The sequence below is a fragment of the Streptomyces sp. NPDC001020 genome (assembly GCF_053599115.1).
Window position 1 is genome coordinate 145,142 of sequence record NZ_JBSFLQ010000015.1, and the last position, 22,828, is coordinate 167,969.

Sequence of the window (22,828 nt, forward strand, 5' to 3'; positions counted from 1 at the left end):
GTCAGAGCTGCCCGCTACGTTGGCGGCATGACTTACGTAGAGGGCAAGGTCGAGCGTGTCAGGCCGCAGCAGTTCCATGAGACCGCCGGCCTGGAGGAGTGGCGTGTCCTGGGTGAGGGAGCGTGCACATACTTCCGCACGGGGTCGTTGACCGTCGGTGCGCGGCTGGTGCAGGCCATCAGCGAACTGCCCGGCGTGGATGCCGGCCACCCGGACATCGATGTGCGATACGACGGCGTGACCGTGCGCCTGATCACCGTCAACAGCGACTTCTACGGGCTGAGCGAACGGGACGTCGAGCTGGCCCGGGAGATCTCGGCCGTGGCACGTACGCTCGGAATTCCGGCGGACCCGTCCGGCGTGCAGACCGTCCAGGTCACCGTCGATGCCCTTGCCGGTCCCGATGTGGTGCGGTTCTGGCGTGCTCTGCTCGGCTATGCCGATCGCGCGAACAGCCCTGAGGACCTGATCGACCCGCACCGTCGCGGGGCGCCGTTCTACTTCCAGCAGATGGACGCACCGCGTCCTCAGCGCAACCGGGTTCACATCGACGTATGGGTGCCCTATGACCAGGCCGAAGCGCGCATAGCGGACGCCATTGCCGCCGGTGGCCGTTTGGTGAGCGACGCCCACGCGCCGTCGCACTGGGTGCTGGCCGACCCGGAAGGCAACGAAGCCTGTGTCGGGGTCGCCGGCTGGACCGGCCCGGAACCCGCTCGGCGATGACACCGCGCCTCCCTCCTGCGGCTATCCATTCTCGGCCTGCGGTGAAGCCCACCGCCATCACGATGTTGGTGGGCTTGCTGCCATCTCCACGAACAGGCCAGGTCAGGCCGTGGAGGATGAAACTGGAAGTCCCCATGCCGCGGCTTTCATGTGGTGTTCAGGCGCTGTGATAGGAACGGGCGGTGTCCGGTTCGCAGATTGACGTGGTGATCGCTGACGACCAGGAGCTGGTGCGGGCGGGTTTCAGCCTGATCCTGGGGGCGCAACCGGAGATCCGGGTGGTCGGTGAGGCCGCTGACGGCGTGGAGTGCATCGAGCTGGCGCGCCGCTTGCGTCCGCAGGTGGTGCTGGCCGATATCCGCATGCCGCGGCTGGACGGTCTGGAAGTGGTGCGGCAGTTGGCCGGTCCCGGTGTTGCCGATCCCATGAACGTGGTGGTGATCACTACATTCGATCAGGACGACTATGTCCGGACCGCTCTGCGGAATGGTGCGTGCGGCTTTCTGCTGAAGGATGCTTCGCCCGGGTTGCTGGTCGAGGCGGTGCAGGCGGCCGCGCGCGGGGATGCGTTGGTGTCGCCCGCGGTCACGGTGCGGCTGTTGAAGCGGCTGGAGGAAACCGAGCGGGGTGTGACCTCGGGACGTCCGGACACCGCGGGTCTGAGTGAGCGCGAGACGGACATCGTGCGTCTGGTGGCCGTGGGCCGCACCAACCAGGAGATCTGCGGCGAGCTGTTCCTGTCGTTGTCGACGGTGAAGACCTACCTGGGCCGGATCCAGGTGAAGCTCGGGGCCCGCAACCGGGTGGAAGTGGCGGCGTGGGCCTGGGAGCACGGGGTTGTCCGTTCCGGGAGGTGACGTGCTGCCGGGTCAGGAGGCGGGCGAGGCCACGAGAGGCAGAGTAGCCCGGACCTGCCAGCCGCCGCCGGGCAACGGCCCGGCGTGCAGGGTGCCGTCGAGGGCTTCGACGCGTTCGCGCAGTCCCAGGAGACCGAAACCGCCACGGCCGCCGGCCGGCGCGGTCGATGCACGGGCCGGTGGGGTGTTGGTGACCGTCACACGCAGCCAGGCCGGCTCGGCGTCCAGGTGGACGACGGTCCGCGTGCCCGGTGCGTGGCGGCGGACGTTGGTGAGGGACTCCTGGACCAGGCGGTGCACGGTGACTTCGACCTCAGGACTGAGATGAGCGGTGCGGCCGGCTGCCGTGGCCTCCAGCCGGGCCGCACCGGCGTCGTCGTGGGCAGCGGCCGAATGGGCGGAGACGAGGTCGGCGAGTTCGGTGAGCAGGTCGCCGGGGCGCAGCGCGATGCGGCTGTCCTCGCGCAGCACGCGTACCAGGCGGCGCGTGGACGCCAGTGTCTCGGTGCCGGACCGGGCGATGTTGTGCAGGATCGGTTCGACTTTGTCGGGTGCCACGGTGTGGATGGTCAGGGCGGCGTTGGCCTGGACGATGATGTCGGTCATGTGGTGGGCGATGAGGTCGTGCAGATCACGGGCGAGAGCGAGACGTTCGGCCTGGCGGACCTCGCGAGCCGTGCGCTCTCTGCGGGCTTCGAGGGCGCGGATGGCGCAGCCCATGGTGACGCAGATGGCCAGGGCGACGGTCAGGACGTAGCCGCCGGCGACGAAAGTCGACCACGACCGGGTGCGCAGCGGTAGCAGCAGCACGTCCACGCAGATCGCGATGGTCCAGGCGGCCGCCGTGGCAGGCCTGCCGGCGTGGGCCGTGGTGCGGATGGTGAGGAACAGCAGCCCGGACGTTTCCAGTGCTCCCCACCAGGCCAGGCCGCGCGGCTCGACCAAGCTCCAAGCCGTCAGCGCGAGGGAGATCGCCACGATGATGGCGACGCGCCTGTCCAAGGAGGGCGACCAGGGTGTGTCGAGGACGGCGAGGACGGTCAGCGGGCCGGTGACGAGCAGGGGCAGCCAGGTCGTGGGGGAGCCGAACGGGTCAGCGCTGCGGTTGAGCAGCACGATGTCCGTCGTCCAGATGAGGGCGAACGCGAACAGTCCGCTGACGGTGACGAGCCGTCGGATGCCCGGGGTGAGCGGAAGGTGCCAGTCCACGTGTTTCAGCGTAGGAGCCTGAGCCGGTGTCCGTGTCGGCCGAATGACCGACAGACCTGCGCGCAACCAGTACGTACGGCTGACGCCGCGGGCGGCGGCACGCCGGAAACATGGTGATCACTGCGGTCGGTGGCACCCCCGTGGCCCGGCCGCCGGTCGGCGCGCTGTCACTGATCGACGGCGGCGTCACCACCGTGACCTCCGGCCGGACCCCGCTGACCGGCACGTTCCGATTCGAACCAGTAGAGAGTCTTCCCATCCTCATGGCCACCTTCCTGCACCGGATCGGCCGTGCCGCGTTCAAGCGGCGCTGGCTGGTGCTGTTCCTCTGGGTCATCGTCCTTGGCGCCGTGGGTGCCGCCGCGGCGAGCAGCACTGGCGGCTCCACTTCCGCCTTCACGCTGCCCGGTACTGAGGCCCAACGCGCCAACGACCTGCTGAGCGAGAAGTTCCCTGCGGCGAACGCTGAGGGCGCCACCGCCCGCGTGGTGCTGCGCGCCCCGGACGGGGAGAAGATCACCAGTCGGCGGCACCGAGCCGACGTGACCGCGACGCTGGAGGACCTCAAGGGCTCCTCCTCCCGCGTCGCCTCCGTCGGCGACCCCTTCACCGGCGGCACCGTGAGCAAGGACGGTACGACCGCCTACGCCCAGGTCACCTACAAGGCCCCCGCCGCCGAGCTCACCGACCGTGATCACGAACGGTTCGACAAGGCGCTCGAAGACGGCCGCGGCACCGGCCTGACCGTGGAGGCTTCCGGGAGCGCGCTCGCCCCGGCGGAGCAGGGTTCCTCCGCGGAGGCCATAGGTTTCGCCCTGGCAGCCGTCATTCTGGTCATCACCCTCGGCTCCCTCGTCGCCGCGGGTCTGCCGCTGCTTACGGCCGTGGTCGGGGTGGGCGTGAGTGTGGCCGCGATCAGCGCGCTGAGCTCTGTCTTCGACCTGAACAGCAGCACCTCCGCGCTCGCGACGATGCTGGGCATCGCCGTCGGCATCGACTACGCCCTGTTCATCGTCTCCCGTTACCGCTCCGAACGCGCCGCAGGCCACGACCCGCGTGAGGCAGCCGGCCGGGCCAACGGCACCGCGGGGTCGGCCGTCGTCTTCGCCGGCCTGACCGTGATGATCGCCCTGGTCGGCCTGACCGTCGTCGACCTGCCGGTGCTGACCGCCATGGGCATCGCCGCTGCCGGAGCCGTCGCCGTCGCCGTACTGGTTGCGATCACCCTTGTGCCGGCCATGCTGGGGTTCGCGCCGGAACGCTCCCGTGGACGCGCCTGTGATCGTGCCGTCGGCGGCACCGCCGCGGGTGCGCGGGACGCGGACACCTCCAGGCGCAGGGGCCGTACCGGCAAGGCGCCGCTCGGCGAGCGGTGGGCCGCCCTGGTTCTGCGACGGCCGACGCGGATCCTTCTCGCCGCGTCCGCGGCGCTGATCGTGGTCGCGCTTCCGGTGACCAAGCTGGAGCTCGGCCTGCCGGACGACGGCGCCCAACCGGCCTCCACCACCCAGCGCAAGGCGTACGACATGCTGTCGGCGTCCTTCGGTGAGGGCTTCAACGGCCCCCTGACCGTGGTCGTCACCGACCGGGACGCGGCCACCGCCCGGACGGCCGCCACCGACATGCAGGCGGCGATCAGCAAGCTCGACGACGTGGCCACGGCGGCCCCCGCGGTGTTCAACCCGGCCGGCGACACCGCCATCATCTCCGTCATCCCCAGGAGCGCTCCGGCCGGTGACGCCACCAAAGACCTCGTCAACGACATCCGCGCCCTCGCGCAGGACACCCACCACACCACCGGCGCCCAGGGCATGGTCACCGGCACCACCGCGCTGAACATCGATGTCTCCGACAAGTTCAGCGCAGCCCTGATGCCCTACCTTCTGGTCGTCGTCGGCCTCGCCGTCCTGGTGCTGACCCTGGTCTTCCGCTCCGTCCTCGTGCCCCTGAAGGCCGCCCTCGGCTTCCTGCTGTCGGTGCTCGCCTCACTCGGCGCGGTGGTGGCCGTCTTCCAGTGGGGCTGGCTGAAGGACTTGTTCGGTATCGAGCAGACCGGACCGATCATGAGCCTGATGCCGATCCTCACCATCGGCATTGTCTTCGGCCTCGCCATGGACTACCAGGTCTTCCTCGTCACGCGCATCCGCGAGGCGTACGTCCACGGCGCCGAGCCGCGCCAGGCAATCACCGCGGGATTCCAGCACAGCGCCAAGGTCATCACCGCTGCGGCCATCATCATGATCTGCGTGTTCGCCGGCTTCATCGGCTCCACAGAACCCGTGATCAAGGCACTCGGCTTCGGCCTGGCGATCGCCGTCGCCTTCGACGCCTTTGTCGTCCGTATGACCATCGTGCCCGCCGCCCTCGCCCTGCTCGGCCGCCGCGCATGGTCCCTGCCCGCCTGGATCGACCGCATCCTGCCCGACGTCGACATCGAAGGAGACAAGCTGACCCGGCACTCCCCGGGACTCCCGCAACGGACCGCACCCGCACCGGACTTCAGCGCACGCCCCTGAACACGTCCGAAGACGCGCCCGCCCTGCGTCAGGCAGGGCCGACGCGGAACGGCCGCATCATCTCGTTGTCCTCGTGTTCCAGCATGTGGCAGTGCCACATGAACAGGCCTGCCTGACGGAAGCGCACTTTGACACGAGTGATCTCCTGCGGATAGACGAACACCGTGTCCTTGTAACCGCGCTCCCACACTTCCGGCGGCCGACGGGTGCCTGCCGGGAGCCCCTGCCGGTCGACGACCTGGAACTGGATCTCGTGGATGTGGATGGGGTGGGCGTCGACCGTCAGGTTGTGGATCTCCCAGATCTCCGTCGCCCCCGGCGCGGGGTTCTCCGTGATGGGGTCGCTCCAGCTCAGTGGTTTCGGCTTGCCGTGTGCGTCGAAGGTGCCGAGCAGCATCTGGCGTGGGCCCACGCGCGGCAGACGGGCGGACGCCAGCTCGTTGAGGCTGACTCGCCGGGTACGGCCGGCCGCGCCCAGCGGCTCGAAGGGCGGCAATGTGAGCTGCGCGGGAGGCGTCGACGTGTCCGCTGTCGTGAGCGGCTCGACCACGAACTTCATGACCTGCCCCGTGGTCTTCGCGTCCGCCGCGGCGAACTCCTTCCCAGGCGTTCCCCCCTTGTACGCCACGTCCGGTCCCTCGTTGATCAGGTACAGCTCGGTGCCGACCGGGAATGAGGTGAAGTCGGCGATGACATCGAGGCGTTCGGCCGGCGCGAGCAGCAGGTGCTCGCGCCGGACGGGCTCGGGCAGGAAGCCTCCCTCGCTTCCCAGCTGCCACCACGGAAGCGCCGCCGAGGCCGGCCTGCGCGCCGCCGGGTCGGTGACGGTCTTCAGGATCAGGGTGCGTGCGTTGCAGCCGTTGAGGAACCGGAACCGGTAGCGGCGCGGTTCCACCCGCAGCACGGGCCATGTCCGACCGTTGGTGACCATCGTGTTGCCGAAGTACTCCGGGTTCCAGATCGGCGCGATGTCGCTGCCGGGCACATACGGACCCTTGAACCCGTCGAACAGCGCTCGGCTCGACGGATAGAACAGGCTCCCGTCGGCGCGGAACGAACGGTCCTGGATGACGATCGGGATCTCGTAGTAACGCCTGCCGGGCGGATCCCCGAGCCGCGGCGCGGGGCCGGGCAGGCCCTCACCGAGGTCGGACGGCCCACCGCGCAGCAGGTAGAAGCCCGCCAGGCCGGCGTACACGTTCAGCCGGGTCATGCCCAAGGTGTGGTCGTGGAACCACAGCGTGCCGGCCCGGCTGCGGTTCGGATAGTGGAAGACGGCTTCCCCCGGCTTCCAGGGCACACCGTGCCGCGCCTCGGACTTCTTCGCGAACTCCTCGTAGAAGGATCCGACTCGCGCGTAGTCACGGGGAATGCCGCGCGCGTCGGGCAGGTACCACGCCTCGGCGTACCCGTCGTTCACTTCGCCGTTGGACCCTCCGTGCAGATGGGTCACCAGGGGCACCGGCCCCGTGTACGGTCCGGGCGTCGAGGTGAACGTGGGATGTGAGTCCCGTGCCGACACTCCGCCCGGCGGGTTCGCCCAGTGCAGTGTGGGGTCGACCGGCAGCAGATGCGGCAAGTACCTGCCGTTCGCGTCGGTCAGTTGGTTGACCCACCTGACCTGGACCTCGCGGCCGCACTCGGCCTCGAGGGTGAAGGCTGGAGAGTGGAACGTCTCCGGATGCCTGGTCGACCCGTATCCCCACACGGTCGTGGCCGGCCTGCCCGGGGGAAGTATCTGCTGCCGGAACTGACGGGCGCCGATCGTGTAGGCGTCCGGGTCGGTCCTGTCGTCCGGCGGCATAACCGGAGGTATCACGAGTTCGGCGGCGTACTTCTCTATCGCCGCGGGATCGAGCAGTCCTTTTTCCGTGGGCAGGTCCCGCGAAGTCGCCTTACCGGACACAAGGAGAAGAGAGGTTCCGCCTGCTGCACCCGCCTGCAGGACGCGCCGCCTACTGATCATGGTTTTGTCCAGACCTCGGTCAGGTCAGTGGGAAAATGCACAGCACCGGTGGTCCATACAGAAAGCTGCCAGCTACCGGCAAGCATGGCATCGGCCCCGCGGGGGCGCACGACGGCTGCCCCGTTCAGGGGGCGCCACGCGCACGCCGTCAGGTTGCCCTTTCCAGGTCATCGAGATCTCCGCGTCGCTCGTGCCCGTGCTGCACCCGAGTGACAGCATTGATATGCAGAAATGGGGCGAAGCGGTCACCTGGAAGCCTTTTGGCGGAAGACACGGATGAGCGAGAAGCAGCAGGACGACAACGCGAGGACGCAGACCGCCGGTGCGCCCCTCGATGATCTGGACGTTCGTAACCAGACGACGTGCATGTGGCCGGGTGAGGAATACGCCGTTCCCCCAGAAGTCCGGACTGACGCACCGTCAACTTACCTGCCACTACTGTGTGCGTGGTAGATGACCGCTCGTCCGCAAGCAGGAGTCGCCCGCGGCGAGCCCCGGCTAGGGTGCACATATGAGCACAGCGCTGCCCCGTGTCCGGGCCCAGGTCAGAAGGTGGCTGATCGCGGTCTGTGTGGCGGCGATGCTGTTGAGCACCGCGCTCGCCGAGGATCACCCCGCCACGGATCTCGACATCCTCGGCTACGTGCTGATCGGGACGAGCGGCCTGGCGCTGGCCGCGAGCCGCCGGGCCCCGATCACCGTCCTGGCCGTCACGGGGCTGTGTGTGGCGGGTTACAACGCGGTCGGTTTCGATGTGCCTGCCGTCGCGTACCTGTTCGCGGTGTACGCCGCCGTACGGTCGGGGCACCGGATCATCACGCTGACGGCAAGCGTGGCCCTCCTGGTCGCTCTCCCGCTCGCGATCATGATCTCTCCCACGGGCGGGCCCGCGAGCGAGGCGTTCGCACAGGCCCGGGACGTCCTCCAGTTCGCCTGGCTGATCGCCGCCGGTGCCGCGGGTGAGGCGCTGCGGCAGGCCGAGCAGCGGGCCGACGAAGCCGAGCGCACCCGCGAGGAGACCGCGCGGCTGCGTGCCACCGAGGAACGGCTGCACATCGCACGGGAGTTGCACGATTCGCTCACCCATCAGATCTCGATCATCAAGGTGCAGGCCGAAGTCGCCGTCCACCTGGCCCGCAAGCGCGGTGAACAGGTCCCGGACGCGGTGCTCGCGATCCAGGAGGCCGGCCGCGAGGCGACCCGGGAACTGCGAGCGACCCTGGAGACACTGCGCGACGACACCAAGACCCCGTCGCATGGGCTCGACCACGTCCAGGAACTGGTGGAACGGGCCCATGGAATAGGCCTGAAGGCGACACTGACGGTCGAAGGGGAACGACACGACGTGCCGGACGCGGTGGACCGGACCGCCTACCGGATCGTCCAGGAGTCACTCACCAACACCGCCCGGCATGCCGCCGCCACCACCGCGTCGATCCGGATCGACTACCGTCCGGACGCCCTCGCCATCCAGGTCGATGACGACGGCACGGCCCGGCCGGGCTCCGCTCCGGTGCCCGGCGTCGGGCTGCAGGGGATGCGCGAACGCGTCTCCGCGCTGGGCGGCCGGCTGCGCGCGCAACCGCGCGCCGAGGGTGGTTTCACTGTCCAGGCCGAACTTCCGGTGGCGAGGATTTCATGATCCGTGTCCTGCTCATCGACGACCAGCCACTTCTTCGCAGCGGATTCCGCGCGCTTCTCGACGCCGAGGAGGACATCGAGGTGGTGGCCGAGGCCGGTGACGGCAGGGAGGGCCTCGCCCTTACCCGGGAACACCTGCCCGACCTCGCCCTCGTGGACATCCAGATGCCGGTCATGGACGGTATCGAGACGACCCGGCAGATCGCCGCGGACCCGGCTTTGGCCCGAGTACACGTCGTCATCCTGACCAACTACGGCTTCGACGAGAACGTCTTCCACGCGCTGCGCGCCGGAGCCGCCGGATTCCTGGTCAAGGACATCGTGCCGGAGGACCTCCTTCACTCCGTGCGCGTCGCCGCCCGCGGTGACGCCCTGCTCGCCCCCTCGATCACCCGAATGCTGATCAGTCAGTACGTCGCACAGCCGCTCAACACGGACGTCGGCCCGGAGCTGGAGCAGTTGACCAACCGCGAGCGCGAGGCCGTCATCCTGGCCGCGCAGGGCCTGTCCAACGACGAGATCGCCGGCCGTATGGTGATCAGCCCGCTGACCGCGAAAACCCATATCAACCGGGCCATGACCAAGCTTCAGGCCCGTGACCGAGCCCAACTCGTGGTCCTCGCCTACGAATCCGGCCTGGTAGCCCCCCGAATCCGCTGATGTCGACGCAGTCGGCGAACCGCTCGCACGGCGCTGAGGCATGGACGACACCCCCCCGACGACGCCTCTTCACCGCTCTCAGACACGACAGGCCGAGGCACCGCCACACCAGGACTTCACCGCTTGTGCGGTGCGGTGGTGAGGAAGTCCAGGACGAGGGGGCCGGCGTGGGTGCGGAACTCCTCGAAGTAGGCGTGGCGGGCTTCGGGGATCAGATGCAGCCGGGCGCCGGGGATGTGGTCGGCCAGCAGGGTTGCGTTGGCGGTGGGGTTGAGCAGGTCGTCGCTTCCGTGCACGACCAGGGTGGGTGCGCTGATGCCGGGCAGGAGGTCCCAGGCGTTGTGCCGGTTGCTGGCCGCGAGGTGGTGGCGCCGGGCGTGGGCGGGCATGCCGGGATCGCCGAGAGTGTGGTGCGGGCCGGGGTGGGAGGCGAGCCAGCGGGGCGTGTACATCAGCTCCAGCAGGGTTCGTCGCGCGGTAGCCGGGTGAGGATGTGCCAGGGCTTGGCGTACGTCGTCGCCGCGTTCGACGCTGTGCGGGCCGCCGGGTGAGGTGCAGCCGAGTACCAGGGCGCTCACCCGGTGCGGATGGCGGGCCGCGAGCTGCTGGGCCACGCGTCCACCCATGGACGTGCCGTAGATGTCGGCCCGCTCGATGCCGAGTCCGTCGAGGACGGCGATGACGTCCTCTGCGAACAGCTCGGTGCTGTGGGGAGTGTCGGGCTTGTCGCTGTCGCCGGTGCCACGGTAGTCGAGCGTGAGGGTGCTGCGGGCGGGGTGGAAGTCGGCGCGGACCGCGTCCCACCAGTGATGGTTGTTGGCCTGGCCGGCCAGCAGGACCAGCGGCGGTCCCTGGCCCTGGAGCTGGTAGGCGATGCGGGTTCCGTCCGGTGTCGTCGCGTGCATCATCGGCATCCTCGCTCCCGTGTCGGCGGGCAGAGTACCGTGCCCGACGCCGGACCTGAGCGGGCGGATGAGGCGAGGGTGGCCGGTGGTGCCACCACGGACCGCGTAGCGACAGCACGTACGAACCGGCGGGAGGGAAGATCGTGGTTCTCTCGGCTCGCCCCAGCGTCAGGGACTACTGTCGCGAGCATGGTCGAACACGATGCCTTCAGTGCCACCCGCGAGGCCTACGACTCTGTTGCCCTCGTATATGCGCAGCAGTTCAGCGACACGCTGCGTGACAGGCCCCTGGACCGTGCGATCTTGAGCGTCTTCGCCGAGGTCGTGAGTGCGAGTGGCAACGGCCAGGTCGCGGACCTGGGGTGTGGACCTGGTCATGTCACCACTTACCTCGCTGAGTTGGGGCTGGCGGCCTTTGGCGTGGATGCCTCTCCTGCGATGATCGAGTTGGCTCGGCAGGCCTATCCGGACCTGCGGTTCGACGTGGGCTCGATGACCGCGTTGGACATCGCTGACGGCGTGCTCGGCGGCGTACTCTCACGTTGGTCCATCATCCACACTCCGCCACAGGAACTCCCCGCCATCTTGACGGAGTTCCACCGTGTACTGGCACCCGGCGGTCACCTCCTGGTCGGCTTTTCGGCAAGCGACGATCCGTCTCACCCGACGCAGGTCTTCGATCACACAGTCGCGCCGGCCTATCGGTGGTGGCCTGATCACCTCGCCGCGATGCTGCGCGAGTTCGGGTTGGTCGAGGTAGCCCGGATGGTTCGCGAGCCTCAGCCCACCGACCGACGGCAGTTCCAGGAGATTCAACTGCTCGCCTGTAAAGGCTAGGTGGGTGCTGCTTGGCCGAGGACCCCCGTTCAGACGGGGAGCCGTCAGGCTGCAGGCGTCGACTCGTGATCACTGGCCGGACGCGAGCCCGAATGCCCGGATCGTCCCCGAACACGTCCGGCGCGTCCGAAACCGAAGAGGGAGACCGGCAACCGGTCTCCCTCCGAGGACCCGGTAGGCCGGCGGGCCGACCTGGACGCCCATGTGGCGAGGTGTGCGGTGCCGAACCACACAAGGGCGGCGATGGCGACCAGTCCAACGGCCGTGCAGATCACGATGGTCGGATTGACCCACGCCGGCACCATGTCGTAGTGCGCGTTGCACTTGTCGTGCAGCGGGAAGAGCTTGTGGAACTCCTCGGCGTGAGCGTTCCGATAGGCACTGTCGTAGTGCTCGTGGTGGACGAACTGGCATGTTTCGCCGACGTCGAGGCCTCCGACGAACACCCCCCGGAGCCAGGATGCGAGACCGGCGAAGAGCGAGAGGGAACACAAGCGCGTCCACCACATCGGGCGTCGCCATGATCCGTTTCGCAGACCACCGACGATGCGGAACACGTTCAACAGGTTCCACACCAGCCATGCGACGAAAATGACCACGCCGGTGAGGGCTCCGGTTTCCTTCATACCTCTGTTCTAGCTGTTGCCAGAGCCCTGCCGCGGCACTAGCGAGGTCAGACCCTGGCCTCCTCCCCGACCTCGGCCGGGGAAGCCGAGGTCGCCTTCTGCGCCCGGCGCCCGGGCATCCACCAGTTGGCCTTGCCGCACAGTTCCATCACCGCCGGGACGAGGATCATCCGGACGATGGTGGCGTCGATGAGCACGGCGACGGCCATGCCCAGACCGATCTGCTTGACGGAGACATCGGGGCCGAGCAGGGAGGTCGTGAAGACGGCGACCATGATGGCGGCCGCGGCCGTGATGACCTTGGCGGTCTGTGCCAGCCCGCGCGTGACCGCCCGCCGGGTGTCGCCGGTGCGCTCGTACTCCTCACGGACCCGCGAGATCAGGAAGACCTCGTAGTCCATCGACAGGCCGAACAGGAGCGGGAACATCGTCATCGGTACCCAGGTCGTGATCGGCATGTCCGTCGGGAAACCGAGGGCCGAGCCGAACCACCCCCACTGCACGACCGCGACCAGTACGCCATAGGCGGCAACGATCGACAGCAGGTTCATCACGGCGGCCTGCAGTGCGATCGTGACCGACCGGACCAGCGCGATCAGCAGCACCAGGGACAGCGCGACGACGACCGCGATCATCAGGGGCAGGCGTGAGCCGGCCTCCTCAGCGAAGTCGATCGCACCGGCGTTCGGGCCACCGACGTAGATCTCGTTGCCGCCGGGCGCCTTGGGCAGCACGTCGTCGCGGAGCTTGTGCACCAGGTCAGTGGTCGCCTCGTCCTGGAATCCGGTCTTGGGGAAGGCCATGAAGGTGGCGGCCTGCTCGTCCTTGCTGATCCGCGGCTGCGTGACATAGGCGATGCCCTCGGTCCTGCCGACCGCCTCGGCGACGGGACGCAGATCGGCGCCCTCCGCGCCGACCTCGGCGGCGAAGATCAGGGGTGCGCCGTAGCCGGGGCCGAAGCCCTCGGAGACGATCTCGTACGAGGTGTAGCTGCTCCTGTCATGGGGCTGGACGCTGGCGTCGGGCAGGCTCAGCCGCATCGACAGCGCCGGGAAGGCCAGCACCAGCAGGCCCGCGCCGGCCAGTACCGCGGCGACGAGCGGCTTGCGCTGCACCACGCCGGCCCAGCGCTCGGCGGGGGTACGGCGCTCCCGGGACGGGACTCCGGCGGACCTGTTGCCGCGGGAGGTGCGACGGGGCAGCCGCAGCGAGTTGATCTTGCGGCCGGTGAAGCCCAGGAATGCGGGCAGCAGAGTCACCGCCGCGAGCATCGTCACCAGCACGGTCACCGACGAGCTGATGGCCACACCGGTCATCAGCCTCTGTCCCATGACGATCAGGCCCAACAGCGCGATCACCACGGTCGTGCCGGCGAACAACACCGCGTGACCAGCGGTGGTGATGGCCTTGACCGTGGCGGTCTCGGGCTCGTCGCCGTGCTGCAGGCTCTCCTTGTAGCGGGTCACGATGAACAGCGCGTAGTCGATGCCGACACCGAGACCGATCAGCGCGGCGAAGATCACGGTGAAGTCCGGGGAGGGGACCAGATGCCCCACGAGCTTGATCAGGGCGATTCCGCCGAGGATCGCCATCAGTGCGGTCACGATCGGCAGGCCCATCGCCACCAGTGACCCGAAGGCGATGAACAGGATCACCGCTGCGGCCAGGACGCCCACGCTCTCCGTCGGGCCCTGCTTGGGTGTCTCCGCCTTCTCGGCCATCTCTCCGCCCAGCCCCAGCGTCACGCCGTCACCGGAGGCTTCCTTGACCGTGGTCACCAGTGACTTGACCTCGGTCTTCTTCGCCTCCTTGGCGGTCAGCGGGATGGTCGTTCGGGCGATACGACGATCCTGCGTCACCAGGCTCTTGTCCTGATACGGCGAGATCACCGGTCCTGTCAGGGGCGAGCCGGCCAGATCGTCGACGACCTTCTCGATCTTCCGCCGGGCGGCGGGGTCGTCGATCCCCTTCTCCGCCTTGATCGCGAGAGTCAGCGTGTCCCCCTGCTGCTCGGGGAAGTGCCTCGCGAACAGCGCCTGCGCCTTGGCGGACCCGGAATCTCCACCGGAGAAGTCGTTCTCGGGGGCGGCGCCGAAGCCGAAGCCCGCGAACGCCACGGCTATCACACCGACGATCCAGGCCAGGAGGACCAGGCGGCGACGCCGGTAGCAGAACCGGGCCAATCCCGCCAGCGGTCCATCCGTACGGGCAGTGTCGGTTGGCATCATCTCTCCTCGAGCGTTGAGCGTCGCGTCCCATGCTCGTGAGCGGGCTCCCCCGTGTCGCCGTACAGATGAAGGCACTCCGCCGATTCCGCTACCGCGGACGGTGTACTCCTTGCGCCGTACACGCCACCGCTTCCCATGAGCCGGAGCGGAGGGGACCGACGGCCCTCACCGCCAGGCCGAACGCCTCTGGTCGCCGGAGCGGCGCGGTGCTGTCATGGGTAGGAGAGGGTGCGTGGACGAGCCGACAGGGCCGCCCAGGCCTGCGCGCGCCCCGTCGCGGAGCGGAGGAGGCCGACGCCATGCTGAACCGTCGCACGGTCGGTGACGTGATGACCGAGGAGGTCCTCACCCTCCGCCCCGACACACCGTTCCACGAGGTCGCCGCCCTGCTGGACGCGAACGACATCGCCGCGGCCCCGGTCGTCGACGAGGACGGCGCCCCCATCGGCGTCGTGTCCGCCTCCGACGTGCTGCGGCATGAAACCGGCATGCCCGATCCGCTCGGGCAGGAGGGGAACGACGAGGACGCCTGGGGCAAGGCCCGGGCCCGGACCGCGGGCGCGCTCATGAGCAGCCCCGTCTTCACCGCCCGCGCCGACTGGTCGATTCCCCAGGCCGCGCGGGAACTCGGCAGACGGCACGTCAAGCAACTGCCGGTGGTCGGCGACCACGGGCTCCTCACCGGCATCGTCACCCGCGGCGACCTGCTGAACACCTTCGTCCGCTCCGACGACGAGATCCTCGACGAGGTCGAGCGGGACGTCCTGGGGCGCATCCTCGGCCTGGAAGAGGGCACCGTCGCGGTCGGTGTCCGGGACGGAACCGTCACCCTGCGGGGTCATGTCCCGCAACCACGTCTCGTCGCGGTGCTGGTGGGCCTCTGCCAGGGCATCGACGGTGTCGTGGCCGTGGAGGCCCACCTCACCACCGACCGGGCCTACTGGTAGTGGTGTTGTGTCCGGATCCTCCCCCTGGCGCTACCGGCCCGCGTACCGTTCCCGCAGCTCGATCTTGCGTACCTTGCCCGACACGGTCATCGGGAAGGAATCGAGGATCTGCAGCCTGCTCGGGATCTTGTAGTGCGCGAGCTGCTCCGCGCAGAAGGCCCGCAGTTCCTCCAGCGTCAGCGGGTCGGCCGGGTCGCGCGGGATCACGCAGGCGAGGACCTCCTCGCCGTAGCGCTCATGGCGGACGCCGACGACCTGGACGTCCGCGATCTTCGGATGCGTGTACAGGAACTCCTCGACCTCGCGCGGGTAGATGTTCTCGCCACCGCGGATGATCATGTCCTTGATGCGGCCGACGATCTCGACGTAGCCGTCCTCGCGCATCATCGCCAGATCGCCGGTGTGCATCCAGCGGCCGGGATCGACGGCCTCCGCGGTCTTCTCGGGCTCGTTCCAGTAGCCGAGCATCACGCTGTAGCCGCGCGTGCACAGCTCGCCCGCCGAGCCTCGTGGCAGGGTGACGCCGGTCGCCGGGTCGACGATCTTGACCTCGAGGTGCGGCAGGACCCGGCCGACCGTGGCGGTGCGGTGCTCCAGGTCGTCGTCCCTGCGCGTCTGCAGCGACACCGGTGAGGTCTCCGTCATGCCGTAGCAGATGGACACCTCCTCCATGTGCATCTCGGCGACCACGCGTTTCATCACCTCGACCGGGCACGGCGAACCCGCCATGATGCCGGTCCGCAGGGACGACAGGTCGTAGGTCGCGAAGTCCGGGAGGCTCAGCTCGGCGATGAACATCGTCGGTACGCCGTACAGGGACGTGCAGCGCTCCTGTTGAACCGCCCTGAGTGTGGCCGCCGCGTCGAAGGACGGCGCGGGGATGACGATGCACGCCCCGTGGGAGGTGATACCGAGGTTGCCCATGACCATGCCGAAGCAGTGGTAGAAGGGCACCGGCAGGCACACCCGGTCCTGCTCGGTGTAGCCGACCGTACGACCCACCCAGTAGCCGTTGTTGAGGATGTTGTGGTGGGAGAGGGTGGCGCCCTTCGGGAACCCCGTGGTGCCCGAGGTGTACTGGATGTTGATGGGATCGTCGCAGCTCAACCCGGCGCCCACAGCAGCGAGTTGCTCCTGTGACACGGAGGCCGCATGCGCCGTGAGCTCGTCCCACGACGGGTCGCCGATGTAGACCGTCTCACGCAACTCGGGGCAGCTACTGCTCACCTGGTCGACAAGGGCGCGGTAGTCGCTCGTCTTGTGTGCGAGGGAGGCGACCAGAAGCGAGATCCCGGCCTGCTTCAGTACGTACGCCAACTCATGGGCGCGGTAGGCCGGGTTGATGTTCACCATGATCGCCCCGATGCGGGCGGTGGCGTACTGGATCAGCACCCATTCGGGGCAGTTGACCGCCCAGATGCCCACCCGGTCACCCGTGCGCACGCCCTTGGCGAGCAGTCCGCGCGCCACCTCGTCGACGGCGGCGCCGAACTCGGCGTACGTCCAGCGGCGCCCGGACTCCACGTCCACCAGCGCGTCACGGTTCGGGTACGCGGCGATCGCACGGTCGAGGTTGGCGCCGATGGTGTCACCGAGCAGTGGTGTGGTGCTGGTCCCGTGGGTGTACGACGGTGCGGTCACCGGAAGTCCTCCTCGCGGTACTCCGCCGTGGACCCGGCGGCCGTGGCCTCGCGCAGCTCTATCCGGCGGATCTTGCCGGAGATGGTCTTGGGCAGGTCGCCGAACTCCAGGCGGCGGATGCGCTTGTAGGGGGCGAGGGCCTCCCGGGAGTGCTCGAAGAGGACCTTCGCGGTGTCCGGGCCGGGCTCCCAGCCCGTGGCGAGCACGATGTAGGCCTTCGGGACGGCCAGCCGCAGTTCGTCCGGTGCGGGCACGACGGCCGCCTCGGCCACCGCCTCGTGTTCGAGCAGCACGCTCTCCAGCTCGAAGGGGGAGATCTTGTAGTCGGAGGCCTTGAAGACGTCGTCGGCCCTCCCGACGTACGTGATGTAGCCGTCCTCGTCCCGCGAACCGATGTCCCCCGTGCGGTAGTAGCCGCCCGCCATGGCCTGAGCGGTGCGGTCGGCGTCGCCGTGGTAGCCGGCCATCAGGCCGACGGGCCGGGCCGACAGGTCCAGGGCGATCTCCCCCTCGCTCACGCCGGGCGCGCCCGTCACCGGGTCCAGCAACTCGACGCGGAAGCCCGGACTGGGACGGCCCATCGAGCCGGTCTTCAGCGACTGCCCGGGGCTGTTGGAGATCTGCACGGCCGTCTCGGTCTGACCGAAGCCGTCCCGGATGGTCACGCCCCAGGCGTGCCGCACCCGTTCGATCACCTCGGGGTTGAGCGGCTCACCGGCCGCGACGGCCTCGCGCGGCGGAGTGCGCAACTGGGTGAGGTCCGCCTGGATGAGCATGCGCCACACGGTCGGCGGGGCGCAGAAGGTGGTCACCCCGGCCCGGTCCATCTCGGCCATCAGCCGGCCCGCGTCGAAGCGCGTGTAGTTGTGGATGAACACCGTCGCCTCGGCGTTCCACGGGGCGAACAGGTTCGACCAGGCGTGCTTGGCCCAGCCCGGCGAGGAGATGTTGAGGTGCACGTCCCCGGGCTTGAGTCCGATCCAGTACATGGTCGCCAGATGGCCGACGGGATAGGAGACATGGGTGTGCTCGACCAGCTTGGGGCGTGCGGTGGTGCCGGAGGTGAAATACAGCATCAGCGGGTCGTCGGCCAGCGTGGGGCCGTCGGGTGCGAACAGCGCGGGGGCGGCGTACATGTCCTCGAACGGCTGCCAGCCGGCGCCGGCACCGCCGACCGCGATCCGGGTGTAGTCGCCGGGCACCTCGTCGAACTTGCCGGTGTCCTCGGCGCGCGCGATCACGTGCCGGACCCGGCCGCGGTCGACCCGGTCGCGCAGGTCGGCGGGGCCGAGCAGCGGGGTGGCCGGGATGACCACGGCGCGCAGCTTCATCGCGGCCAGCGCCGTCACCCACAGCTCGGCCTGGTTGCCGAGCATGACGAGAACGCGGTCCTCGGCACGCACTCCGCGCTCGCGCAGCCAGTTCGCGGCCTGGTTCGAGCGTGCGGACGCTTCGGCGAAGGACAGCCGGGTCTCGTGGCCGTCCTCCTCGACGATGTGCAGCGCGGGGCGGTCGTTGCCCTCCGCCATGACGTCGAACCAGTCGAGCGCCCAGTTGAAGTGAGCCGGTCGCGGCCACTGGAAGCCCGCGTACGCCGCGGCGTAGTCCTCGCGGTGCGCGAGCAGGAAGTCCCGCGCGGTCCGGAACGCGGCCGCGGGATCGGTGTTCGCCGTCATGTGTCCTCCTCCTTGCCGGACAGCTACCCGACATCGTGTAATCCGTGATGTAGGTCTCACCACCCCCGAACGGGGGTGCGCCGCGGAAGGGGCGAGCACGTGGCAGCTGACGCAGCCGAGACGGTGGAGGTGCGGGCGGCCCTGGTGCGGCTGCGGCGTGTGACGGGGCTGCCGGTCGCGTTCGGCGGTCTCGTGGAGCCGGGGCGGCCGCAGATCCGCATCAGCGAACTCAGCGGCACCGCGACCACGGCGTTCAGCGCGCTTGCCGTCGTCACCGGCAACGGCCTGGGCGGCAAGGCGGCCGTGCTGGCCCGGCCCTGCGCGGTGACGGACTACTCGGCGTCACAGCACATCAGCCACGAGTACGACGTGGCGGTGGCGACGGAGGGCATCAAGTCCGTACTCGCGGTGCCGGTGGTCGTACGCCGGCGAGTGCGCGCTGTGTTGTACGGCGCCCTGCGGACGGCTCAGCCGCTGGGCGACCGCACGCTGAGCGCGGCGGTGGAGGCGGCGCGGGACGTGGAGCAGGCACTGGCCGTCAGGGACGAGGCGCGCACCCTGCTGACGACGGTACGCGAGCCCGCGGGGCCGTCCAGCGCGGCCTGGGAGCAGGTGCGCGAGGCCCATGGCGCGCTGCGTGCGCTGGCACACCGGGTGGAGGACCCGGTGGTGCGGGCCGAACTCCTCCAGGTGTGCGGACGCCTGGCCGGTGCGACCGCGCCCGGGTCTCCGACACGGGCGGTGGTGTTGGCGCCACGGGAGGTGGACGTCCTGTCGTGCGTGGCGGGTGGCTCGACGAACGCGGCGGCCGCTGAGCGGCTGGGGCTGCGTCCGGAGACCGTGAAGGGGTATCTGCGGTCGGCCATGCGGAAGTTGGGCGTTCACACAAGGTGGGAGGCGGTGGTCGCCGCGCGTCGGGCCGGGCTCCTGCCGTAAGGGCTGTCCCGGCGGATCACCACACACCCGCCCTTTCCGCACCGCCCCGGATTGTCGGCCTGTCATTCACTCGGCACTCCCGTGAATTCCCGTGTGCCTTCTTGTTATTTCCCTCACCATACGGTCCGGGCGAATTCCAATGATCAGGTGCCTAATATTGCCCAGGACACGACACTCGGAGGGAGCGGTGACCGTGCGACGGGACTTCAAGGAGCCTCTGAGACCCCGCTCCGACCTGGTCATCGGCCGGGAGGAGTTGCTGGCGGGAGCGCGCGAGCAGCTTGTCGGCGGAGGCAGTGTGCTGGTGCACGGTCCGGCCGGAATAGGAAAGTCGACCATCCTGCGCGCGCTGACCGCGGAATACGGCGAAGCGGCGCGCACCGTGTTGCGCTGCTCGGCGACCGAGTCCGAATCTCACCTTCCCTTCTTGGCCCTGGCGGACCTTCTCGGTCTGGTCGTGGACGAGGTCGCCGACCGACTGCCCGCCCCGCAGCGCACCGCCCTGGAATCCGCACTCACCGGCCGCGGCGAGTCCACGCTGCAGCGGGACGGGCTGGCGCTGCGGCTCGCGGTGCTGTCGACCCTGCGCGCGCTCGCCGCCCGCGGCCCGGTGCTGATCGTCGCCGACGACCTCCAGTGGCTGGATCCGGCCAGCGCCGAACTCCTCGGCTTCGCCGCACGGCGCCTGGGCGGCACGCCCGTGCAGATGCTGTGCGCGGTGCGCACGCACACCGAGCCGCAGGCTCACGACCACGACCGCCATCTGAGCACGTCGCCGCCGGACACACTCCCGGTCAAGGTCAGCCCACTCTCGCACGGACACATCGCCGAACTCCTCCGCCACCGCGGCCACACCGGGCTGCCCCGCTCCACCGTCCGCGACATCCACCGCACCAGCGGGGGCAACCCGCTGTTCGCGCTGGAGCTCGGCCGTGCCCTCGCCGAGAGCCCGACGCCGCCGAGCCCCGGCGAGCCGCTGCCCGTACCGACCTCGTTGCGCACGCTGGTCCGTGGCCGACTGGAGGCACTGTCCGAGGAAGCACGCCGCACGCTGCTCCTGGCGAGCGCGGGGGCACGGCCCACACTGGCCCTGCTGCATGCGGCGGGCCGGGAGAACGCGGAGGTGGAGACCGCGCAGGCCGCCGCTCTGGGGCTGCTGGTGACGGAGCGGGACGCGCCCTGCATCCGGTTCGCGCATCCGCTGATATCGGCCGCCCTGTACGCCGAGGCGAGCACGCAGGAGCGGCGGGCCGCGCACGCCGCGCTGTCGACGGCGGCCTCGGATCCGATCGAGCGCGCCCGGCATCTCGCGCTGGCGTCGACCGGGACGGATCCGCGAGTGGCGGAGCGGCTCGGCGAGGCCGCATCCGCCGCCCGGGACCGGGGCGCGCCGTCGGTGGCGGCGGGGCTCGGGTTGCTCGCGGCCCGGCACACTCCCGCGAACGCCCTGCGGGGTCCGATCGAGCGGCGGCTGCAGGCGGCCGAGGACGCGTTGACCGCCGGGGAGACCGACCTCGCCCGGGACATCGCACACGAGGTACTGGCGCACGCGGCCGAATCGGCGGACCGGGTGCGGGCGTGGATGGTCGTGATCGATGCGGCCGGGCATGCCATGGCCGGGGTCGACGCGGTCTTCCCGCAGGCGCTGGCGGACGCGGGCGATGATCCGCGGCTGCTCACCCTGGTGCACTACCGGCTCGGCTGGCGGGCGCTGATCGTGGAGGGCGACTTCGAGCGGGCCCGGGAGGAGGCCGCGCTCGCCGCGGATCTGGCGGCACGCGCGGGCGACCGGAGAGGCGAGTTGCTGGCGCTGGCCTTCCGGGCGCAGACCGAGACGCTGATGGGGCATCCGGACGCGCCCGCGACGATCGAACGGGCCTTGCGCGAGCCGCAGGATCCACGGGTGGCGTGCGACCACAACGGCGCGGGCGCCGCGCGGTTCCGTTGGTTGCTCATGAGCGACCAGTTGACCGAGGCACGCAAGACGATCAGTGGGCTGCTGCGCGAGGCACGACGGCGCGGGATCGTCGAGGCCGAGATGCACTTCCTGCGCGGGCTCGCCGAGACCGAACTGCGGGCCGGTCACTGCGGGCGGGCGCTGGACCTGGCACGCGAGAGCCTCAGGCTGGCACGGGACACCGGGATCGGGGAGGCCGCTAGCGCCGTGCTCACCTCGCTCGCCGAGGCCGCGGGCGGGGAGGTGGACCGGGCGCTGACGCTGGGCCGGGAGGCGGTGGCGCGCGCAGAGGACGACGGCGACGTGCTCTACCTGTCCCGGGCTCTGGCCGCACTGGGGCATGCCCGGCTGGTGGCCGGGGACGCGGCGGGGGCGGTGCGCTCCCTGCGCCGGGTACGGGAGTTGGAGGAGGGTCTCGGGGTCACCGATCCGGCCCGCGGACGGTGGCACGGGGACCTCGCCGAGGCACTGGTGCGCGTCGGTGAGCCGGCCGAGGCGCAGGACGTCATCGACACCACGCGCACCCGGGCGCTGCGGCTCGGGCGGAAGAGCGTGCTCGCGGTACTGGACCGGGCGGAGGCGCTGGTCCGGTCGGCTCGCGGGGAAACCGCTGCGGCCGTGCGTCAACTGACGTCCGCTCAGCATCGATTGGCTGAGCTGGGCCATGGGCTGGAGGAGGCGCGGGCGGCGTACGCGCTGGCGGATCTGCGCACCCGGCGGCCGGGCCCGACGTCCTACGACGAGGCGGCCCGTCTCTTCCGTCGCTGCCGCGCGATGCCGTGGCTGCGCCAGGTGGAGACGGCCACGGTCACGGGCCCGGCGCAGCCGCGGCCGTCCGCCGCGGCGCTCGACACCCTCGCGGCGACGGAGCGGCAGGTCGCCGCGCTGGTCATGGAGGGTGCGACGAACCGTGAGATCGCCGCACGCCTGTTCATCAGCGTCAAGACGGTGGAGGCGACCCTGACCCGTGTCTACCGCAAGCTGCGGATCCGTTCACGGGTGGACATCGTGCGCCTGGCGGCCGGGCACCGCTCCGGCTGATCTCTTGCCACCGGCCGTCCCCATGAGCGGGTTTACACGCGGAGACCGAGGGTTATCCCTGTCCGCCGCCCTTAGGGGGTTCCCTCATTGGGAGGGGACCACTCCGGCTTCTAGCGTGAGGACGTGCCGCTCGCTCGGGCACACGGGGTTCGGCCCCGAGACCCCCGTGCACCGCCCCCGCCCGTGTGACCCCCCACCGGCAGCCTTCGAGGAGACATATGTTCGGGTTCACACACGCCGAGTCGCCTGACTGACCACCTTCTCAGATCTGGCGACGACAAAGCCAACTCACCACGTGAGAAGCACTTCCTGATTAACCCTCAGGTAAAGCCAGGGAGCGTTGCGGGCCTCCACGAGCGGCCCGGATCCGGGTCGCGTACGCGACGATCGAGCCGGTGGCCGAACCACGGCCCGGTCCGACGGGGACGCCGTTGTCGCGGGCGTACTTGCAGATGTCTG

At 69.8% G+C, this 22,828-nt stretch carries 16 protein-coding genes and 1 pseudogene; 9 read left to right on the forward strand and 8 right to left on the reverse strand.

All coding sequences use genetic code 11. From position 1 onward, the window contains the following. The first annotated feature begins 27 nt into the window (after window positions 1–27). Window positions 28–726: a VOC family protein gene (locus ACWDEX_RS16965; RefSeq protein ID WP_450464214.1), complete on the forward strand. Its 699-nt coding sequence runs from the start codon at window positions 28–30 to the stop codon at window positions 724–726. A gap of 182 nt (window positions 727–908) precedes the next feature. Further along, complete coding sequence (locus ACWDEX_RS16970; protein WP_450464215.1) at window positions 909–1,583, forward strand: response regulator; 675 nt, start codon at window positions 909–911, stop codon at window positions 1,581–1,583. Between the two features lie 12 nt (window positions 1,584–1,595). Here ACWDEX_RS16970 and ACWDEX_RS16975 read toward each other — a convergent pair whose 3' ends face one another. Next, entirely contained in the window at window positions 1,596–2,792 is a 1,197-nt protein-coding gene (locus tag ACWDEX_RS16975; RefSeq protein ID WP_450464217.1) for a sensor histidine kinase, read from the reverse strand. A 263-nt stretch (window positions 2,793–3,055) separates the two neighbouring features. Here ACWDEX_RS16975 and ACWDEX_RS16980 point away from each other — a divergent pair, with 263 nt between their 5' ends. Continuing rightward, window positions 3,056–5,308 carry an MMPL family transporter gene (locus ACWDEX_RS16980; RefSeq protein WP_450464242.1) on the forward strand — a complete coding sequence of 751 codons (2,253 nt, stop codon included), beginning with the start codon at window positions 3,056–3,058 and terminating at the stop codon, window positions 5,306–5,308. Window positions 5,309–5,336: 28 nt separating this feature from the next. Here the strand turns inward: ACWDEX_RS16980 and ACWDEX_RS16985 are convergent, their stop codons facing one another. Next, on the reverse strand, window positions 5,337–7,214 hold the full coding sequence (locus tag ACWDEX_RS16985) for a multicopper oxidase family protein (RefSeq protein WP_450464218.1): 1,878 nt from the start codon (window positions 7,212–7,214) through the stop codon (window positions 5,337–5,339). A 571-nt stretch (window positions 7,215–7,785) separates the two neighbouring features. Between ACWDEX_RS16985 and ACWDEX_RS16990 the strand changes: the two genes are divergently transcribed. Together ACWDEX_RS16990 and ACWDEX_RS16995 are read left to right on the forward strand one after the other, a co-directional pair. Then, the gene (locus ACWDEX_RS16990; RefSeq protein WP_450464220.1) at window positions 7,786–8,916 is read left to right on the forward strand and encodes a sensor histidine kinase; all 1,131 of its coding nucleotides are present in this window, start codon (window positions 7,786–7,788) and stop codon (window positions 8,914–8,916) included. After that, window positions 8,913–9,575 (forward strand): response regulator, encoded by a 663-nt coding sequence (locus tag ACWDEX_RS16995; RefSeq protein ID WP_450464222.1) that lies wholly within the window; start codon window positions 8,913–8,915, stop codon window positions 9,573–9,575. Before ACWDEX_RS16990 ends, ACWDEX_RS16995 begins: the two co-directional genes overlap by 4 nt. A 116-nt stretch (window positions 9,576–9,691) precedes the next feature. Here the strand turns inward: ACWDEX_RS16995 and ACWDEX_RS17000 are convergent, their stop codons facing one another. Continuing rightward, window positions 9,692–10,483 carry an alpha/beta fold hydrolase gene (locus tag ACWDEX_RS17000; protein WP_450464243.1) on the reverse strand — a complete coding sequence of 264 codons (792 nt, stop codon included), beginning with the start codon at window positions 10,481–10,483 and terminating at the stop codon, window positions 9,692–9,694. A gap of 186 nt (window positions 10,484–10,669) precedes the next feature. Here ACWDEX_RS17000 and ACWDEX_RS17005 point away from each other — a divergent pair, with 186 nt between their 5' ends. After that, window positions 10,670–11,317 (forward strand): class I SAM-dependent methyltransferase, encoded by a 648-nt coding sequence (locus tag ACWDEX_RS17005; RefSeq protein WP_450464223.1) that lies wholly within the window; start codon window positions 10,670–10,672, stop codon window positions 11,315–11,317. Between the two features lie 44 nt (window positions 11,318–11,361). Here the strand turns inward: ACWDEX_RS17005 and ACWDEX_RS17010 are convergent, their stop codons facing one another. Together ACWDEX_RS17010 and ACWDEX_RS17015 are read right to left on the reverse strand one after the other, a co-directional pair. Beyond that, window positions 11,362–11,943, reverse strand: coding sequence for a hypothetical protein (locus ACWDEX_RS17010; protein WP_450464224.1), 582 nt, complete (start codon window positions 11,941–11,943; stop codon window positions 11,362–11,364). Window positions 11,944–11,990: 47 nt separating this feature from the next. After that, on the reverse strand, window positions 11,991–14,168 hold the full coding sequence (locus ACWDEX_RS17015; RefSeq protein ID WP_450464225.1) for an MMPL family transporter: 2,178 nt from the start codon (window positions 14,166–14,168) through the stop codon (window positions 11,991–11,993). Between the two features lie 302 nt (window positions 14,169–14,470). Between ACWDEX_RS17015 and ACWDEX_RS17020 the strand changes: the two genes are divergently transcribed. Beyond that, window positions 14,471–15,118: a CBS domain-containing protein gene (locus tag ACWDEX_RS17020; protein ID WP_450464227.1), complete on the forward strand. Its 648-nt coding sequence runs from the start codon at window positions 14,471–14,473 to the stop codon at window positions 15,116–15,118. Between the two features lie 30 nt (window positions 15,119–15,148). On the opposite strand, the gene ACWDEX_RS17025 is transcribed toward ACWDEX_RS17020, so the two are convergent. Beyond that, window positions 15,149–16,759, reverse strand: coding sequence for an AMP-binding protein (locus ACWDEX_RS17025; protein ID WP_450464229.1), 1,611 nt, complete (start codon window positions 16,757–16,759; stop codon window positions 15,149–15,151). Further along, a complete protein-coding gene (locus tag ACWDEX_RS17030; RefSeq protein WP_450464231.1) occupies window positions 16,756–18,435 on the reverse strand; it encodes an AMP-binding protein in 1,680 nt (559 codons plus the stop codon). Before ACWDEX_RS17030 ends, ACWDEX_RS17025 begins: the two co-directional genes overlap by 4 nt. 99 nt (window positions 18,436–18,534) lie before the next feature. On the opposite strand from ACWDEX_RS17030, the gene ACWDEX_RS17035 reads away from it, so the two are divergent. Together ACWDEX_RS17035 and ACWDEX_RS17040 are read left to right on the forward strand one after the other, a co-directional pair. Next, the gene (locus tag ACWDEX_RS17035) at window positions 18,535–19,371 is read left to right on the forward strand and encodes a response regulator transcription factor (protein WP_450464233.1); all 837 of its coding nucleotides are present in this window, start codon (window positions 18,535–18,537) and stop codon (window positions 19,369–19,371) included. Between the two features lie 187 nt (window positions 19,372–19,558). Continuing rightward, complete coding sequence (locus ACWDEX_RS17040; RefSeq protein ID WP_450464235.1) at window positions 19,559–22,369, forward strand: helix-turn-helix transcriptional regulator; 2,811 nt, start codon at window positions 19,559–19,561, stop codon at window positions 22,367–22,369. 364 nt (window positions 22,370–22,733) lie between these two features. Here ACWDEX_RS17040 and ACWDEX_RS17045 read toward each other — a convergent pair. Further along, a pseudogene (locus ACWDEX_RS17045) lies at window positions 22,734–22,828 on the reverse strand (hypothetical protein); the annotation flags it as partial.

What these genes read in the sequence shown, in the direction of transcription:
- ACWDEX_RS16965 (WP_450464214.1), top strand. Translation starts at nt 28, where the DNA reads ATGACTTACGTAGAGGGCAAGGTCGAGCGTGTCAGGCCGCAGCAGTTC.
- ACWDEX_RS16980 (WP_450464242.1), top strand. Translation starts at nt 3,056, where the DNA reads ATGGCCACCTTCCTGCACCGGATCGGCCGTGCCGCGTTCAAGCGGCGC.
- ACWDEX_RS16990 (WP_450464220.1), top strand. Translation starts at nt 7,786, where the DNA reads ATGAGCACAGCGCTGCCCCGTGTCCGGGCCCAGGTCAGAAGGTGGCTG.
- ACWDEX_RS16995 (WP_450464222.1), top strand. Translation starts at nt 8,913, where the DNA reads ATGATCCGTGTCCTGCTCATCGACGACCAGCCACTTCTTCGCAGCGGA.
- ACWDEX_RS17000 (WP_450464243.1), bottom strand. Translation starts at nt 10,483, where the DNA reads ATGATGCACGCGACGACACCGGACGGAACCCGCATCGCCTACCAGCTC.
- ACWDEX_RS17005 (WP_450464223.1), top strand. Translation starts at nt 10,670, where the DNA reads ATGGTCGAACACGATGCCTTCAGTGCCACCCGCGAGGCCTACGACTCT.
- ACWDEX_RS17010 (WP_450464224.1), bottom strand. Translation starts at nt 11,943, where the DNA reads ATGAAGGAAACCGGAGCCCTCACCGGCGTGGTCATTTTCGTCGCATGG.
- ACWDEX_RS17015 (WP_450464225.1), bottom strand. Translation starts at nt 14,168, where the DNA reads ATGCCAACCGACACTGCCCGTACGGATGGACCGCTGGCGGGATTGGCC.
- ACWDEX_RS17020 (WP_450464227.1), top strand. Translation starts at nt 14,471, where the DNA reads ATGCTGAACCGTCGCACGGTCGGTGACGTGATGACCGAGGAGGTCCTC.
- ACWDEX_RS17030 (WP_450464231.1), bottom strand. Translation starts at nt 18,435, where the DNA reads ATGACGGCGAACACCGATCCCGCGGCCGCGTTCCGGACCGCGCGGGAC.